This window comes from Taibaiella chishuiensis, assembly GCF_003014535.1.
In the GTDB taxonomy this organism is placed as follows: Bacteria; Bacteroidota; Bacteroidia; order Chitinophagales; family Chitinophagaceae; genus Taibaiella; species Taibaiella chishuiensis.
In genome coordinates, this window is sequence record NZ_PYGD01000007.1 from 52,574 (window position 1) to 68,705 (window position 16,132).

The window sequence follows — 16,132 nt, forward strand, 5'->3', positions numbered from 1 at the left end:
TGTAAACAAGGTTGATGAAGGAGTAAAAATAAGCAATGCACATTAAAAGCAAGTAAAATACTTGTTACCGTTGACCGGTTAACTGCTGTTTTAGGAACAACACCAGCCGGCAATGTGTTATATTTGGGCCCGGTAAAGCGACCGGTCCCGCAAAACCAGGACCAGCCCTGCTTTCCGGCATCCTGTAAAGAACAGCTATTATGAACTGGCATTCCAAAACATTCGAAACCTTAAGCATTTCCGAACTCTATCGCATCCTGCAACTGCGCAGCAAAGTTTTTGTAGTCGAACAAAACTGTCCTTACCTCGATATGGACGATAAAGACCAGCAGTCCGTACACCTCTGGCTGGCCGGCGACGATGGCCGGGTATTGGCCTATTGCCGCCTGCTACCAGCAGGTATCTCCTACCCGCAGTGCTCCATAGGCCGCGTGGTAACCGACTCACAGGCACGCGGTTCGGGCGCGGGCCGCCGGTTGATGGAAAAGGCGATACACTATATCGAAGCTACCTGGCAGGCAACAAGCATACGCATAGGCGCCCAACTGTACCTGAAAACATTTTATGAATCGCTGGGCTTTGAACAAAGCAGCGAGTCTTACCTGGAGGACGATATACCCCATATCGAAATGATCCGGAACAAAGCCTGAACAACAAACCCGCATCATTGCTGATGCGGGTTTATATTTTTAATACCACCTCGATTAATACTTTTAATAACGGATATGGATCAGTGCGAATATGGCGTAGTTAACGATATCGCCAAAGTTGGCATCGATCCCTTCCGAGACCAGGGTCTTACCATCGTTGGCCAGGATCTGCTTAATGCGTAACAGCTTGGTCAGGATCAGGTCTACAAACGACTCCTGGCTCATATCGCGCCAGGCCTCGCCATAGTCGTGGTTCTTCTGCAGCATCAAGGCCTCGGTTACCGCAGCCTGGGCACGGTAGTATTGTTCGGCATCGGCCACCGACAGTTCTATAGGCGTGTCTTTATCCAGCGATAACTGGATCAGGCCCATCAGTCCGTAATTGACGATGGCCATAAACTCGCTTTCTATAGTGTCGGCTATTTTCTGTACGCCGTTTTCCTGTATCTGCCGAATGCGCCAGGCCTTGATATAGATCTGGTCTACGATAGAGATACAGCGGTATACCCGCCAGGATGTGCCGTAGTCGGCCGCCTTTTTCAGGTATACGTCGAGGCAAGAGGCCACCACCGATTGATATTGGTCCAGGGTATTCAAAAGAAGGTTATTATTATTTTTTTATAATCAGTTTGACTCAGGGGCTCAGATCATGTATACCACCAGCCCGTCGCGGGTTTTGGGCTCGAACCAGGTGCTCTTCGGAGGCATTACCTGGCCACTGTCGGCCACTTCAAACAATTGTTGGATGCTTACCGGGTAACAGGCAAAGGCAGCCTTCATCTCGCCGCTGTTTACGCGCTTCTCCAGCTCACCCAATCCGCGGATACCACCTACGAACTCTACACGTTTATCGGTACGCGGATCGTGGATATCGAGTATTGCGCTCAGCACATTGTTCTGCAGAATGCTTACATCCAGCACACCGATCGGGTCGGTAGGATAAGAACCGTCTTTCGCTTCCATTTTATACCACATACCATCGAGGTACAGGCCAAACTCGTGCGGACGGGCCGGTTTATAGGCCTGGCCGCCCACGGGGCTCAGGGTAAACTGTGCTTCCAGGCGCTGCAGGAAGGCGTCTTTACTTAAACCGTTCAGGTCTTTAACCACGCGGTTATAATCGAGGATCGCCAGCTGGTTGGCCGGGAAAATGCAGGTGATAAAATAATTGAACGATTCGTCGCCGGTGATCGACAGGCCCTGCTCTTTCATTTCTGCGGCCACTTTAGCGGCAGAAGCAGCACGATGATGCCCGTCGGCAATATAGGTAGCCGGTACCTTTTCGTCAAAAATCTCGGTGATCACGCTTACTTTGCTGTAGTCGCTTACCACCCATACGGTATGACGGATGCCGTCTTCCGCAGTAAAGTCGTACTCCGGCTCGTGGTTCTTTTTCCAGTCGGCTACGAGCTGGTCCATTTCGGATACGTTATTATAGGCGAGGAATACGATCCCGGTCTGCGCCCTTGTGGTCTTGATATGGTTGATACGGTCCAGCTCTTTTTCAGGCCGGGTAAATTCGTGTTTCTTAATGATGCCGTTGTTGTAGTCATCTATCGAAGAACCGCATACCAGGCCGGTTTGCTCGCGGCCGTCCATTACCAGTTGGTAGATATAATAAGAAGGCTCTTTATCCTGGATCAGGATACCCTCTTTGATCATGTTGTTCAGGTTTTCGAGCGCTCTTTCATATACGGAAAAGCTATGTACGTCGATGCCGGCAGGCAGATCGATCTCCGAACGGGTTACATGATAAAAATGATGGGGATTATCTTTAAACTGACGTGCTTCTTCTACGCTGCATACGTCATAAGGTAATGTTGCTACTTCCGGTGCTAATTCTTTCCGGGGCCTCAGGCCTTTGAAGGGGATGATCTTTGCCATGAATATGCTTCGCTATTTGAGATGGCAAAATAACAAAAATAAAAAGGGGAAAACAAGGCGGGCCTAAAAAGCTTATTCGCCGGGCTGGTTTGCGATCATTACTTCCTGCACCAATACGTTACTGTCCCGCTGTTTGAACATCAGGTACATCGAGAATTTTCCTTTCTCGGTATTGATATAACCGATTACGTAAATGGAAGTGCTGTTGGTACCGGCGCCCTTATGCCGGAGTGAGAAGGAGCGGAATTTATTTTTAGTGAAAAAGTTTTTCAATACCATCTCGGCCTGCGACTTGCTATAAGTCGACTGCTGGTCGTTGATGGTAATATCAACCACTTTATCGAAATACTGGGATACTTTCGAAACATCACCTGTACTCATACCTTTGGCAACCTCATCTACTGCTGTCTGCGCAAAAACAGTACACACGAGGAACATGAAAACCAAAAAGCAAGCCAGAATTTTGTTCATTTTCGAAGATTCGCCCACATAAAAGCAAAGTATTGAATACAATTAAATGCTCAATAATTATGCCATTTTTAAAAATTCCTGATAATTATTTTGTTTCCTGGTGGTTTAGGGGTTGATTAAAAGGAATAAATCAAGGATTATACGCAGGCACGCGAAATGCCGGACGTGCAAATGTGCTAAGAAAGCGATAGGAAACAAAATCAAATTTATTACTCTACTTTCATCATTTATGTACGCTATCGTTCATTAACTTTGCGCCCATGACTAAAAAAGCGTTTCTGATCATCATGGATGGCTGGGGGCACGGCCAGGTCAAGTCGGCCGATGCTATCGCCAATGCCAATACTCCTTTCGTATCTTCCCTCTACAGCCGTTACCCGCATTCGGAACTCATTACCTGTGGCGAACAGGTAGGACTGCCCGAAGGCCAGATGGGCAACTCCGAAGTAGGTCACCTCAATATCGGCGCGGGCCGTATTGTATACCAGGAACTGCAACGTATTAATGTAGCCATCCGCAACGGCGAACTGAAAAATAATGCGACCCTGAACGCTGCTTTTGATTACGCACGCAACGAAAATAAAACCCTTCATTTTATAGGCCTGGTAAGCGATGGCGGCGTACACTCCCATATCGCCCACCTGAAGGCCCTCTGTACTTATGCCCAGGAAGCCGGCGTAGCCCGCTATGCGGTGCATGCCTTTACCGATGGCCGCGATACCGATCCGCACAGCGGTGCGGGTTACCTGCAGGACCTGCAGGCGCATCTCGACGGCAGCAATGGCGTACTGGCTTCTGTAACCGGCCGCTATTACGCTATGGACCGCGACAAACGCTGGGAGCGCGTAAAAGTAGCCTATGATGCACTGACCATGGGCGTTGGTAAAAAAACGACCAATATACATGCCGCCATTACCCAATCGTATGCCGAAGGCATAACCGACGAATTCTTATTGCCTGTTATCGCTACCGGCGCCAACGATATGCCCCTGGCGACCATACAACCCGGCGATGCCGTAATCTGCTTTAACTTCCGTACGGACCGTTGCCGCGAGATTACCGAAGTGCTTACGCAACAGGCATTCCCGGATTTACAGATGCAGCCCTTGCCGCTGCATTACATCACCATGACGGAATACGATCACAGTTTCCGCAACGTGGAGGTGATCTTCCACAACGATAACCTGACCAATACCCTGGGCGAAGTGCTCGAACGCCAGCACCTGAAGCAGATCCGTATTGCAGAAACAGAAAAGTATCCACACGTGACCTTCTTCTTCTCCGGCGGCCGCGAAGAGCCGTTCCAGGGCGAAAGAAGGATTATGGCGCCCTCTCCCAAGGATGTAGCCACCTATGACCTGAAACCGGAAATGAGCGCTTTCGAGATTACGGCCAATATCCTGCCCGAGATCGAACAGGAAAGCGCCGACTTTATCTGCCTCAACTTTGCCAATGCCGACATGGTAGGCCATACCGGCGTATGGTCTGCAGCAGTAAAGGCGGTAGAAACCGTAGACCAGTGCGTAGCGCAGATCGTTCCGCTGGCCCTGAAGCATGGTTATGGCATTTTCCTGACGGCCGACCACGGCAATTCCGACTATATCGTTAACGAGGACGGGTCGCCCAATACCGCTCATACGCTTAACCCCGTACCCCTGTTCCTGATCTCCAACGACTATACCGGGCCGCTTGCTCCCGGTAAACTGGGCGATATTGCACCTACCATTTTGAAGTATATGGGCATCCCGATACCTGCTGAAATGACCGGCGATATCCTGATCAGTTAAAATAAATATATTTTAAAATTATAATGCCTTGAACAACAAATTGTTCAAGGCATTTTTTATGTATGTTGTTGTTTAGCAACAAAACTTTAACACTGGTGTAGCTACAAGGGTTTCCATCCTTCGCGCTCCAGCACCGCAACCACTTCAGATACGGGCAGGCCCATTACGTTATAAAAGTCGCCATTGATCTTTTCAATAGCCGTAAGCCCGATCCATTCCTGGATGGCATAAGCGCCGGCTTTATCCATAGGTTGATACTTACGGACATAATGGGTAATTTTTTCCAGGCTTACCGGGTGAAAGTAGACTTCCGTAACCGTTTTCAAATCAATGGTTTTATCCTGTGCCAGGATCGACACCCCGGTAATGACCCGGTGCATACGGCCCGAGAGCCGCTGCAGGATAGCGATAGCATCGGCTTCATCTTTGGGTTTACCGATAATCTGGTTGTCGAGCACCACCACCGTATCGGCGGCTATGATCACGCTGGCAGCGCGTTCGCCGGCGTCCAGCGTGTCGGCTACCGCCCTGGCTTTATTACGGGCAATAAAGAGGGGCACATCGCCGGCGGGCATATCGGCAGGGAAGTCCTCGTCGGAATGGGCCGTACGGATAACAAAAGGCACCTCGGCCTGTTCGAGCAGCTGTTTGCGGCGGGGCGACTGGGAAGCCAGGATCAGGTTCATATTTCGGATACTATTTTGGAGATCAACAATGATATTGCAGGAAATAATACAACAGCAGGGATGCAATACCGGCCAGCATAATAATTTTGAGCCAGCGGCTCATCAGCGCGTAATGTTGCTGGGTAGCCTTACGCGGCAACCGGATCATCAGCAGCACAAGGGGCAATACGAGCGCCAGCACGATATAGATGCCCAATGCCATCCAGGCGCCGGCAAACAGGCGGAAGGCGGCAACGGCCAGCGGCACTACGGCCAGTACACCCAGGAAGATAACCCACCACGAAGACCGCTGCAGGCCAATGCGGATGGGCATAGTCACACAACCGTCCTCGGCATCGCCTTTAAAGTCTTCCATATCCTTAACGATCTCGCGCATCCAGGTAAGCATAAATGCGAAATAGGTGTAAACCGCGATCACGCCAAAGGGATTGACCAATACCCTGCCCTGCTCTTCTATAAAATAAGTGAAATTAATATAAGGATATAAGGCGGGTTCGAATACCGCCAGGATCAGCACGGTAAGTGCAGTAAGCAGGGCCACAGCTATATTGCCGGTTACAAACTGCCGTTTAAACGTAGTGGAATAGAACCATAACAATATGGTACAGGCCAGCTGAATACTGATAACCCTGAAATTGTGCAGTTGCCAGCCCAGGTAGACCGCGATCAGCAGGCCGATAATATTGAGCAGGGTATGCATTGCTATGGCCCAGCGCCGGCTGATCAGCCGGCCGATAATAACCTTGCCCGGGCGGTTAATGATATCGATGCGCACATCGAAATAGTCGTTAATAATATAACCCGCCGCCGCGATGAGTATGGTAGACAGGCTGAGCAGCAGGAAATGAGGAGCGTCCAGGAACAAAGGGACATTGTTCCAGGCTTTCATCGGCACAACCACGCAACACCAGATAAACCACTGCGTCAGGAAAACGATCAACAGGTTGCGCCACCGGGTAAGACGGAAAAAAGCAGAGACAGATTTCATTTTCAGGGCACAAAGTTGCAGCAAAGAAAGCAAAACTTAACTAACTTGCCGTATTATTAATTTGACGATAGGCCGGAACGCCTTAAGGGTCGCCAAACTGCAGATTATGCGTTTTCTATTTGTCTTCCTGCTTACGGCAATTGCCGCATATTTCGCCCTGCTGATCATGCCCTGGTGGATATCCATGCTGATTGCCTTTTTCGTGGTACTGCTGCTCCCCATGAGCCAGGGCCGTTCGTTCCTGGCAACGGCGCTTGGCGTAGGCCTTTGCTGGCTGGTGGTAGCGCTTGTGGCCGATATCCGCAACGAGCACCTGCTGAGCACGAAGATGGCTGCCCTCTTCCACCTGCCCTCCTATATATTAATGGTGGCCCTGAGCCCGCTTACCGGTTTTATTACCGGCGGACTGGGTGGCTGGACCGCGGCCGCGCTGCGCGACCTCTTCCGCGAAAAACAACAGGCCCCGGCTGCCTGACCGCCTCCCGTTCCACAACAAATTCTTAATTTTCAGCACGAACCACGATCCTCATCCATAGGCCTGCCCCTTATTCACCCTATTTTTCTACCTTCGTAGCCCGATGGCTATCCTACCCGAAATTGAAAAACAATCGCTTTCTGAACAGCAGCGGTTTCAATTGGAACAATTGCACCTGACCCTGGAGTACCTGCAGCAGCATTCCCCTTTTTACCAAAGGCTGTTTGCCAGTCATGCCGTACAGCCTGACAGTATCCGTTCGCTCGACGACCTCGTACGACTGCCCACTACCAGCAAAGAAGACCTGCAGCGGTACAATATGGATTTCCTTTGTGTGCCGGCAGCAGCCGTACAGGAGTATGTAGCCACTTCGGGCACCCTGGGCAGCCCGGTTACCATAGCCCTTACCGAAAAAGACTTACAGCGCCTGGCTTATAACGAATACCTGTCGTTCGGTTGCCTGGAATGCAGCGAGGACGACATTTTCCAGCTTATGCTTACCCTCGACCGGCAGTTTATGGCCGGCGTAGCCTATTACAGCGGCCTGCGGCAGGCCGGGCCGGCCATAGTACGCACCGGCCCCGGGCTTACCGCCCTGCAATGGGATACCATACAAAGGCTTGGCGTAACCGGCCTTGTGGGTGTGCCTTCGTTCCTGCTCAAGATGATTGCGTATGCAGGTGAGCAACAGATCGATTGCAATGCCACTACCGTACGTAAAGTGCTGGCGATAGGTGAAAGCCTGCGCGACGACCAATTAGAACCCAATACCCTGGCCCGGAAGATCCAGGACGCCTGGCAGATACAACTTTACAGCACTTATGCCTCCACCGAAATGCAAACGGCCTTTACCGAGTGCCCGGCCGGCAAAGGCGGGCATCATCATCCCGAACTGATTATCGTGGAATTGCTCGACGATGAGGGGCAACCGGTACCCGCGGGCGAAAAGGGAGAAGTAACCATCACCACCCTGGGCGTAGAAGCTATGCCGCTGTTGCGCTACCGCACGGGCGACATCTGCCGGGGTTATTACGAACCCTGCAGTTGCGGCCGCAGTACCATGAGGCTGGGCCCCGTACTGGGACGCAAACAGCAGATGATCAAATTTAAAGGCACTTCGCTCTACCCGCCCGCCCTCTTCGACCTGTTGAACCAGGTACCCGTTATCGACGAATACGTGGTAGAGGTAACGACCGACGAAACCCAACAGGACGACCTCCATATCTATATAGCAACTTCCATGCAGCACGACGCCTGTAACCGGTTGCTGGAGCAGCTTTTCCGGCATAAACTCCGGGTAATGCCCCGTACCAGTTATATTACGGATGCCGAAATGCTGCGGCTGCAATTCCCGGAAGGCAGCAGGAAGCTGGTGCGGTTCCGTGACCTGCGGTCCTGACAGGTTAAATCTGGGCCAACAATAGATCGTAAAAACCAGTAAAAGATAAGATTTTTTATATTTGCGCCAATCTGCATATCAAACACACAACCGCATTCTAAACGTTATCATGAATATTGCATCTTACATTGACCATACCGTATTAAAGCCAACCACCCGCAACGAAGACGTCGACCAACTCTGCTCCGAGGCCGTAACTTACAATTTTGCAGCCGTATGCGTTCCTCCGCCGTATATCAGCAGGGCCAAAGCCGCTACCCGCCAAAGCAGCGTTAAAACCGCCACGGTAATCGGTTTCCCGTTTGGATACAGTGGTATCGAAGCCAAGGTAGCCGAGATCAAACAAGCCATAACCGACGGTGCCGACGAACTCGATATCGTGATCAACCTCTGCGCGCTTAAAAACGGCGACTGGGATTACCTGGCCAGGGAGATCGTAACCTGCCTGCAGCCCATAAGACTGCATCGTAAAGTGGTTAAAGTGATCATAGAAAGCGGTATACTGACCGACGAAGAAATTGTGAGCGCCTGCGTATTGTATGCCAAACACAAGGTAGACTTTGTAAAAACCTCGACCGGTTATGCCGAGCATGGCGCCAGCGTACATGCCGTAAGACTGATGCGCAGCAACCTGCCGGCAAGTATCGAGATCAAAGCTTCGGGTGGTATCCGTACCTTTGCCTTTGCCGAGGAACTGGTACTGGCGGGCGCAACCAGGATCGGCGCTTCGGCCAGCATCGCGATTGCGGGCAGGCAACCATCCTGAGCAGGATCATTTTTAACGGTAAAACTGTAAATCATGAAATATTGTTTCCTTCTTCTGATGTCCCTGGTTATTTCCCTGTCGCTGCACGCACAGGACCAGGATACGGGTTATGTCAATATACACGCCGACCCCAGGCTGGCGCTGGTTGTAAAAAAGCCGGCGACCAATAAGGTGTTTGTCGGCAAAACAAGAGGTTTCAGGGTGCAGATCTATAATGGCAACGACCGTAAGAAAGCCTCGCAAGCCAAGCTCGACTTTATGCGCCAGTTCCCGGGTATCAGGTCTTACCTGGTCTACAACAACCCGCAGTTCCGGGTAAGGGTGGGCGATTTTACCAGCAGGAAAGGCGCATCGGACCTGTACAATAAGGTATCCGGCTCTTTTAACCCCTGTATGATCGTGCCGGATATTGTCAATATCAGCAACAAAAACAAACCTAAGGACAAGCCTAAAGAAACCACCGAAGAGGAAGATGATGATCAATAAAATAAAGACCCTGGCCCATGGCCTTCAACCGGAGCTGCAGCGCATCCGTCATCATCTCCATGCTCATCCCGAGCTTTCTTTCGAAGAATATGAAACTGCTGCCTATGTGGCTGCTGAGCTCGACCGCATCGGCATTCCCTACCGCAAAGGCATTGCCGGCACCGGTATCGTGGCCCTGATCGAAGGCCGTAACCCGGACCGCAAATGTGTGGCCCTGCGCGCCGACATGGATGCATTGCCTATCGAAGAAGCCAATACTACCGCCTATCGTTCGCAACACAAAGGCGTGATGCATGCCTGCGGTCACGATGTACATACTACCTGCCTGCTGGGCGCCGCTTCGATACTGCATGCGCTGAGGGAAGAATTTGAAGGCACGTTTAAACTTATTTTCCAACCCGGCGAAGAGAAAAGTCCCGGCGGCGCCAGCCTCATGATCGCCGAGGGCGTACTGGACAATCCCAAACCGGCAGCCATACTGGGTTTGCACGTCTACCCCAACCTGCCCGCCGGCACCGCGGGCTTCTGCCCCGGCCAGTATATGGCCAGCGCCGACGAGATCTATATTACCGTAAAAGGCAAAGGCGGACATGCCGCATTGCCCCAGGAAACCATCGACCCTATCGCGATCGCCGCCCTGATCATTACCGGCATGCAGCAGGTAGTGGCCCGGCGCAGTAACCCGCTATCGCCTTCGGTGCTTACCTTTGGTAAAATAGCCGGCGGCCATACCACCAATGTGATACCCGAAACCGTAGAACTCGAAGGCACCTTCCGTACATTCGACGAGGTATGGCGCAAAGAGGCCAAAACCCTGATCCGTAACATTGCGGAGCAGATCGCCTTGGCCTATGGCGCCGAAGCCATTGTAGATATTCCCGAAGGTTATCCTTCCTTATACAACAATCCAGAACTGACCGGCCAGGCCAGCAGCTTAGCGGCTGCCTACCTCGGCAACGAAAATGTACAGGCGCTGGATAAAAGAATGGGGGCGGAAGACTTCAGCTTTTATACCCACCATACCCCGGGTTGCTTTTACCGTATAGGCACCAACCACAACAATGAAACCTTTATGGCCCCGGTGCATAACTCCAGGTTCGACATCGACGAGCTGGCGCTCGAAACCGGCGCCGGGCTGATGAGCTGGCTGGGGCTTAATGTAATGAAGCAGGATAGCTAACGCCGGATTGCAGTATTTAAAGTATTGTTTTATATTGCGCTGCATTTTATAACGGGCTTCACCATAACCGTTATGCGCAGTTTATGAAATCCCTTTTACTCGTTAGTCTGAGCCTTATGCTATTATTGCATAAGGCTACAGCCCAGGTATGCAACGGTGTACTGGGCGCCCCGATCCTTAACCTCACATTCGGCCAGGGCAATGCCTCGCAAAACGCTTACAGTCCTTTGTCGGCCTATGCCCCGGGTATGAGTTCCGGCACGATGTTCCAGTCAAGCGGCGTACTCGGCGCCGCCAATACCTCGGCACTGGTTAAAAATTCATCAACCTTTGGCCCCTTCCCTTATTGGGCGGCCTCGCCCGACCATACCGGCGATCCTTATGGCCTGTTTATGGGGCTCAATATGCCCGATAATGCCGGCGTGGTTGTTGTGGAGTACCTCATGAACGATCTCTGTCCCAATACAACACTCGAATATTCCATCTGGCTGCTTAACCTGATGGCGCCGACCAATCCCACGGTGGGTTCCAGCCTGTTGCAGTATCCTAATCTCATCATGCGGATACTCGACCCGGCCAACAATATCCTGGCCCAGCAAACTACGGGCAATGTACCCATTGATGTTACCTGGCACCAATATTCAATGTTGTTTTCGAATGGCGCCAATACTTCGGTAAAGCTCCAACTGATCAACAATACGCAGGGTTCCAGTTATGGCAACGACCTGGCCCTGGACGACATTACCATCAGGCCCTGTGTGCCGGCCGCCGGTATCCAGCCCAAGCTCGATACCACGTTCTGCACCACCACAACCCGGACCTTCAATGCCACGCTTACGCCCGGCGTATACGCGGCGCCCGTCTACCAATGGCAATACAGTACTAACGGCGGCGGCACCTGGATAAATGCACCGGCAACAGGCAGCACCTTTACCTTTACATTTAATACCAGCGCCGCTCCTGCCGAATACCGCATCCGTTACCTGGTTGCACCGCAGGGGCCTGCCAACACGGGCAACTGCCACGCCATATCCGATACCACTATCGTAAGGATAGATACGATGGTACGCAACTTCCTGCCCAACGACACCGTAATCTGCAATGGTACGCCACTCGTACTGCAGGCAAATGCAACACACGCCGTAGGCTACCTGTGGAACACCGGCGCCACCACCCCTGCCATTACCATAAACGCCCCCGGCGTATACTGGGCAGAGGCCACTACGGCTATGGGCTGTACGGCTACCGACACGGTTCATATCAGGGCAAACGCAATAAGCAGTGCCGCGCTGGGAGCCGATACCACCCTTTGCGAAGGCCAGGCCCTGGAACTCGCCCCCACGGGCGTACCGGGCACGACGCATTACCAGTGGAGCACCGGCAGTACGGCCTCCTCTATCGTGGTGCAACAAACCGGCACCTACTGGTTACGTTTGTATGAAGACGACTGCCAGTCTACCGACAGCATTACCGTTACCTTCGCTGCTATACCCCGGGCAGACCTGGGACCGGACCTTAAAGTGTGCGAGGCCGGCTCCGTTACGTTAAAAAACAGTACCGCCTATCCCGGCGCTGCTTACCGGTGGAGTACCGGTAGTACCGATCTGGAGCTGACGGTACCGGAAGGCACCTACTGGCTCAGCATAACCAACTATCCCGATTGCAGGGCAAGTGATACCATCACCGTTACCAGCCACAGCTGCAACTGCACCCTGTACCTGCCCAATGCTTTTTCGCCCAACGGCGACGGCCTGAACGATGAATTTTACCCGCTCAATGAGCCCTGTGCCTATAATGCCTACAGTATGCAGGTCTATAACCGCTGGGGACAGCGCGTGTTTTATACCAATACGCCCGGAGGAAGATGGGATGGCATGTTCCATATGCAGCCCTCCGAAACCGGCACTTATTTCTATTATATTAAACTGACCGAAACGGCCAGCGGAGCGGTAAAGAGTTATAAGGGAGATGTGATCCTGGTAAGATAAAAGAAAAAACATACCAGGTAGTATGCACTGGTAAATCGGCAGATCAGAACAAATAAGCCAACCGGAAAACGAACATATTATTGAGCTGGTTGCCGATACCCAGGCCTTGCGGCACATCCCAGGCTTTGCGCACCGGCGTTACCGAATACTGGTACCGGACCTGCAGCATCAGGCCTTTGTACAGTTTCATACTGCCGCTGGCGACCAGGTCGATCTCGTACTTTTGAAAAGGGAAACGGTCCGGGTCGATATAAACCGGGTAAATGGTTTCGTAGGTTTCCTTGGCGCTGATGAGTGCATTGTAGGAAGCCCCTGCGCCGAACTGCCATTTGGGAGACACGATGTAATGCAGCAGCAACGGCACTTCCAGGTAATTGAGCCGCATGGTATACTTCTCGTAATACGTACCGGCATAAGGAGAGTTGGCCGTATTAACGCCCTTCGCGCCCTTTTGCGAAAAAAGCAGGTCGATGCTGAAGGCGAGTGGTGCTGCGAAATGCCAGTAAACAGTTGCACCGGCATTGAGCCCGGGTTGATGATAACCGCTGAAATTATCGCGTTGCACTGTACTTACATTGAGCCCGGCAACAAGACCGGCATAAAAGGGCTTGCTGCCGTCAAAATATCCCCGTTCACCGGATTCCGACGATTGTGCCCGTAGCGGCACGGCAGGGCAACACAGGATAAGGCTTGCTATACCCAAAAGCATGAGGTAATATTTCTGGATCGGGCGCATAGATTCCGGTTCTTTTCTGAAAGCAAATTAGGCAATAAAATTCATGTTCAGCCTTTTAATAGCTGGGTAAATTGTCGATATTCGCGCTTTAATCGAGACTATGGCGCCTACACTCAGCATCCTGATCATCACTTATAACCGCCCGGAAGATACGCTGGCATTGCTTCAGAACCTGGCAACACAGGAAGCGCTGCAACAGCACGTGCTGGAGATCCTGCTGCTTAATAATGCCTCCACTGTACCTTACGATATCGTTACCGCTTTTATACAAAAACGCAGCGACCTGCCCATAAATTATATCGATCATGATGAAAACCTGGGTGTAGCCAGGGGCCGCAATTTCCTGGTACAAAAAGCAAAGGCGCCCTACCTGCTCGTGCTGGACGATGATGTAGAATTTGCCAGCAACGACGCCATCGTTAAGGCGGCCGCCATTTTCGACAAACCGCACTTTAAAGAACATAATACCGCTATCGTTACGCTTAATATCTTTTACTTCGATACCAGAGCACGACAACGTACCGCATTCCCGCATAAACAAATGGAAGCGCTGCAGGACAAGCCCTGGTTCCTGACCTATTACTTTACGGGGGCGGCCCATATGATGCACCGGGCCCTGTTCGACAAGACCGGGCTGTACCCCGAAGATTTCTTTTATGGCATGGAGGAATACGACCTGAGCTATCGCGCTATAGACGCGGGATACACATTGGCGTACGATAATTCGGTAGTGGTATTACATAAAGAATCGGCTACGGGCAGGGTAACCAACAAACAGAAGCTGGCTATGATGTGGCTGAACAAATCCAAGGTAGCCTGGCGTTATCTTCCTAAAAAATACTTTTACAGCACCGTTGCCATGTGGGCACTGCAATACCTTAAAAAAACGGGCTTCGACCTGGGCGGCTTTTTCGGCACGCTGAAAAAGATAAGCGGCGTGCCCGCAAACAACAAGAGATCCGCCATCTCTGGCGGATCCCTGGATTACCTGCGTAAGGTGAAAGCGAGGCTTTGGTTTTAAGTCGGGCTTTTTATCTTTCCTTAAAAAATTTCTTGATACGGTACAGCCTGTAGTGGATAAACTCACCCAGCTTACGTCTTTCATACAGCCTGAAATACTGTGTGGGGTGTATACGCAGCAGGCAGGCCGGGTTTGTGTTTTCCTGGGCCTTGCGCAGTGGTTCGGGTAAGGAAGCAAGCCTGTCGCGCTTTACAAACAACAAGGTATTCTGCTTGTACCAGTACATCACTTCATCTTTGTTCCATACACGTTCCCGTACATAGTCGATGGGTACGTAGTCGAACTTCGCAAAGATCTCCGCCCAGTATTCCGGCATCTGTTCGTTGAGGTGGTACGTACCTTCCTGCCCGATCATAGCCGCTGAAAAAAGAATGATATCCGAAAGGGAAGTAAGCGACTTCACAAATGTTTCGGCACTGCCGGCAGGCAAATGCTCCGCCACTTCCATGGACATGGCCAGGTCGTATTTGCGCGGCATGATCAAAGGCTCCTTAAGGTCATGCTGCTGTACGTATTCGATCGGTATATGCAACATTTTATCGTTTACATACATGCCTTCCACGCCTTTGATATCGGCTACCTGCAGCTCATCCTTCCATACTTTAAGCCAGAGACCGATGCCGCAACCCACGTCTATCACGGATTTAGGCTGCAACAGGTCGTTTATGAGCGGCAATATAGCTTTGGCGGAGTTATACGAACCCTGCTCATGCCCTTTATAAAACGAGGAGGTGTAATGTTTGGTTTCTACACTATTGTCCATTATAAATACCTTATTATTATTTATTCTTTTTTGCAATGATCAGCAGGTCGTCGCATAAACCGAAACGCACATAATCTTCGGCAGAGAACTGCTTGCCATACCGTACGAGGTCTACCGAAAAGCCGGCTTCTTCAAAACGGTCTTTTACATCGGTGCTGTACCAGCGTACGTGATCCCACTGACCAAAGTGTTTTTCCCGCTCTGCAGGCGCCGTGATGCTGAAATCTTCATAAGTCTCCTTGATGTTTTCGTCGATCGGAACGGTGATGATAGCCGTAGCACCGGGTTTCAATACCCGGTATATTTCGCTTATGGCTTTCCTGTCGTCGGGTATATGCTCCAGCACCTGGTTGCATAACAGGTAGTCGATGGTTCCGTCCTTGATTTTGAGATCGAGCAGGTCCATATAGGCTACCCCGCTTTGTTTGCCATAACCATCCACCATTTTATCACCCGGCATATAGTCCAGGTTCTTCAGGTCTTTCAGTTTTTGAAAATAGCAATGCTCCGGGGCGATATGCAGCAGGCTGCATTTGTCTTTGAAAATACCGGTCTCCCGTTTCAGGTAAAGCCATATCAGGCGATGCCTGCTCCTGGCGCCGTTCTCGGGTGATATCTGCGACGGCCATATATCATGCCGTTCGGGTATAAAGCATTTATATTCTTTTTCCGCTATCGGACAGTAAACAGGCGCCTTTGCGGGGTGCAACATCGCTTCGGTCAGGTACCTCCGCCTCCAGTTCAACTTACGCAACTGTATCCTTAACGGGAATGGCAAAACACGTTTAAAAAAAATAACCAGGCTAGTCTTCATCTCTATAATACAGCAACAGATGCGGTTTTACAATCGCA

At 51.2% G+C, this 16,132-nt stretch carries 17 protein-coding genes; 9 read left to right on the top strand and 8 right to left on the bottom strand.

Going from position 1 to position 16,132, the window contains the following annotated elements:
* The first annotated feature begins 200 nt into the window (after window positions 1–200).
* Entirely contained in the window at window positions 201–650 is a 450-nt protein-coding gene (locus B0I18_RS16900) for a GNAT family N-acetyltransferase (RefSeq protein WP_106523923.1), read from the top strand.
* A gap of 63 nt (window positions 651–713) precedes the next feature.
* On the opposite strand, the gene B0I18_RS16905 is transcribed toward B0I18_RS16900, so the two are convergent.
* The 3 genes from B0I18_RS16905 to B0I18_RS16915 all read right to left on the bottom strand — a co-directional run bounded on the left by B0I18_RS16905 (window position 714) and on the right by B0I18_RS16915 (window position 3,005).
* Complete coding sequence (locus B0I18_RS16905; RefSeq protein WP_106523924.1) at window positions 714–1,247, bottom strand: DUF1599 domain-containing protein; 534 nt, start codon at window positions 1,245–1,247, stop codon at window positions 714–716.
* 45 nt (window positions 1,248–1,292) lie between these two features.
* Window positions 1,293–2,534, bottom strand: a complete 1,242-nt coding sequence (locus B0I18_RS16910; protein WP_106523925.1) for a DUF1015 domain-containing protein — start codon at window positions 2,532–2,534, stop codon at window positions 1,293–1,295.
* Between the two features lie 72 nt (window positions 2,535–2,606).
* Window positions 2,607–3,005 carry a DUF4783 domain-containing protein gene (locus tag B0I18_RS16915; RefSeq protein ID WP_106523926.1) on the bottom strand — a complete coding sequence of 133 codons (399 nt, stop codon included), beginning with the start codon at window positions 3,003–3,005 and terminating at the stop codon, window positions 2,607–2,609.
* A 260-nt stretch (window positions 3,006–3,265) separates the two neighbouring features.
* On the opposite strand from B0I18_RS16915, the gene gpmI reads away from it, so the two are divergent.
* Entirely contained in the window at window positions 3,266–4,792 is a 1,527-nt protein-coding gene (gpmI, locus tag B0I18_RS16920) for a 2,3-bisphosphoglycerate-independent phosphoglycerate mutase (protein WP_106523927.1), read from the top strand.
* A 101-nt stretch (window positions 4,793–4,893) separates the two neighbouring features.
* Here gpmI and B0I18_RS16925 read toward each other — a convergent pair whose 3' ends face one another.
* On the bottom strand, window positions 4,894–5,478 hold the full coding sequence (locus tag B0I18_RS16925) for a Maf family protein (protein WP_106523928.1): 585 nt from the start codon (window positions 5,476–5,478) through the stop codon (window positions 4,894–4,896).
* 22 nt (window positions 5,479–5,500) lie between these two features.
* Window positions 5,501–6,466, bottom strand: a complete 966-nt coding sequence (locus B0I18_RS16930) for a geranylgeranylglycerol-phosphate geranylgeranyltransferase (protein ID WP_146146782.1) — start codon at window positions 6,464–6,466, stop codon at window positions 5,501–5,503.
* Between the two features lie 106 nt (window positions 6,467–6,572).
* On the opposite strand from B0I18_RS16930, the gene B0I18_RS16935 reads away from it, so the two are divergent.
* The 6 genes from B0I18_RS16935 to B0I18_RS16960 all read left to right on the top strand — a co-directional run bounded on the left by B0I18_RS16935 (window position 6,573) and on the right by B0I18_RS16960 (window position 12,760).
* Window positions 6,573–6,941 (top strand): hypothetical protein, encoded by a 369-nt coding sequence (locus tag B0I18_RS16935; RefSeq protein ID WP_146146783.1) that lies wholly within the window; start codon window positions 6,573–6,575, stop codon window positions 6,939–6,941.
* A 103-nt stretch (window positions 6,942–7,044) separates the two neighbouring features.
* On the top strand, window positions 7,045–8,340 hold the full coding sequence (gene flxY / locus B0I18_RS16940; RefSeq protein ID WP_106523931.1) for a flexirubin biosynthesis putative acyl-CoA ligase FlxY: 1,296 nt from the start codon (window positions 7,045–7,047) through the stop codon (window positions 8,338–8,340).
* A gap of 109 nt (window positions 8,341–8,449) precedes the next feature.
* Window positions 8,450–9,106 (top strand): deoxyribose-phosphate aldolase, encoded by a 657-nt coding sequence (gene deoC / locus B0I18_RS16945; RefSeq protein ID WP_106523932.1) that lies wholly within the window; start codon window positions 8,450–8,452, stop codon window positions 9,104–9,106.
* Window positions 9,107–9,139: 33 nt separating this feature from the next.
* The gene (locus B0I18_RS16950; protein WP_106523933.1) at window positions 9,140–9,592 is read left to right on the top strand and encodes an SPOR domain-containing protein; all 453 of its coding nucleotides are present in this window, start codon (window positions 9,140–9,142) and stop codon (window positions 9,590–9,592) included.
* On the top strand, window positions 9,579–10,772 hold the full coding sequence (locus tag B0I18_RS16955; protein WP_245882107.1) for a M20 metallopeptidase family protein: 1,194 nt from the start codon (window positions 9,579–9,581) through the stop codon (window positions 10,770–10,772). The genes B0I18_RS16950 and B0I18_RS16955 overlap by 14 nt, the downstream gene beginning before the upstream one ends.
* Window positions 10,773–10,855: 83 nt before the next feature.
* Window positions 10,856–12,760 carry a T9SS type B sorting domain-containing protein gene (locus B0I18_RS16960; RefSeq protein ID WP_106523934.1) on the top strand — a complete coding sequence of 635 codons (1,905 nt, stop codon included), beginning with the start codon at window positions 10,856–10,858 and terminating at the stop codon, window positions 12,758–12,760.
* 43 nt (window positions 12,761–12,803) lie between these two features.
* Here the strand turns inward: B0I18_RS16960 and B0I18_RS16965 are convergent, their stop codons facing one another.
* Window positions 12,804–13,496: a porin family protein gene (locus tag B0I18_RS16965; protein ID WP_106523935.1), complete on the bottom strand. Its 693-nt coding sequence runs from the start codon at window positions 13,494–13,496 to the stop codon at window positions 12,804–12,806.
* 100 nt (window positions 13,497–13,596) lie between these two features.
* Here B0I18_RS16965 and B0I18_RS16970 point away from each other — a divergent pair, with 100 nt between their 5' ends.
* Entirely contained in the window at window positions 13,597–14,517 is a 921-nt protein-coding gene (locus B0I18_RS16970) for a glycosyltransferase family 2 protein (protein WP_106523936.1), read from the top strand.
* Window positions 14,518–14,527: 10 nt separating this feature from the next.
* Here B0I18_RS16970 and B0I18_RS16975 read toward each other — a convergent pair whose 3' ends face one another.
* Entirely contained in the window at window positions 14,528–15,280 is a 753-nt protein-coding gene (locus tag B0I18_RS16975) for a class I SAM-dependent methyltransferase (RefSeq protein ID WP_106523937.1), read from the bottom strand.
* Between the two features lie 16 nt (window positions 15,281–15,296).
* On the bottom strand, window positions 15,297–16,058 hold the full coding sequence (locus B0I18_RS16980) for a methyltransferase domain-containing protein (RefSeq protein WP_181358499.1): 762 nt from the start codon (window positions 16,056–16,058) through the stop codon (window positions 15,297–15,299).
* Window positions 16,059–16,132 lie beyond the last annotated feature (74 nt).

Bases quoted from the DNA above. Each gene is read 5' to 3' on its own strand.
- B0I18_RS16900 (WP_106523923.1), top strand. From the start codon at position 201: ATGAACTGGCATTCCAAAACATTCGAAACCTTAAGCATTTCCGAACTC.
- B0I18_RS16910 (WP_106523925.1), bottom strand. From the start codon at position 2,534: ATGGCAAAGATCATCCCCTTCAAAGGCCTGAGGCCCCGGAAAGAATTA.
- B0I18_RS16915 (WP_106523926.1), bottom strand. From the start codon at position 3,005: ATGAACAAAATTCTGGCTTGCTTTTTGGTTTTCATGTTCCTCGTGTGT.
- gpmI (WP_106523927.1), top strand. From the start codon at position 3,266: ATGACTAAAAAAGCGTTTCTGATCATCATGGATGGCTGGGGGCACGGC.
- B0I18_RS16925 (WP_106523928.1), bottom strand. From the start codon at position 5,478: ATGAACCTGATCCTGGCTTCCCAGTCGCCCCGCCGCAAACAGCTGCTC.
- B0I18_RS16930 (WP_146146782.1), bottom strand. From the start codon at position 6,466: ATGAAATCTGTCTCTGCTTTTTTCCGTCTTACCCGGTGGCGCAACCTG.
- B0I18_RS16935 (WP_146146783.1), top strand. From the start codon at position 6,573: ATGCGTTTTCTATTTGTCTTCCTGCTTACGGCAATTGCCGCATATTTC.
- flxY (WP_106523931.1), top strand. From the start codon at position 7,045: ATGGCTATCCTACCCGAAATTGAAAAACAATCGCTTTCTGAACAGCAG.
- deoC (WP_106523932.1), top strand. From the start codon at position 8,450: ATGAATATTGCATCTTACATTGACCATACCGTATTAAAGCCAACCACC.
- B0I18_RS16950 (WP_106523933.1), top strand. From the start codon at position 9,140: ATGAAATATTGTTTCCTTCTTCTGATGTCCCTGGTTATTTCCCTGTCG.
- B0I18_RS16955 (WP_245882107.1), top strand. From the start codon at position 9,579: ATGATGATCAATAAAATAAAGACCCTGGCCCATGGCCTTCAACCGGAG.
- B0I18_RS16960 (WP_106523934.1), top strand. From the start codon at position 10,856: ATGAAATCCCTTTTACTCGTTAGTCTGAGCCTTATGCTATTATTGCAT.
- B0I18_RS16965 (WP_106523935.1), bottom strand. From the start codon at position 13,496: ATGCGCCCGATCCAGAAATATTACCTCATGCTTTTGGGTATAGCAAGC.
- B0I18_RS16970 (WP_106523936.1), top strand. From the start codon at position 13,597: ATGGCGCCTACACTCAGCATCCTGATCATCACTTATAACCGCCCGGAA.
- B0I18_RS16975 (WP_106523937.1), bottom strand. From the start codon at position 15,280: ATGGACAATAGTGTAGAAACCAAACATTACACCTCCTCGTTTTATAAA.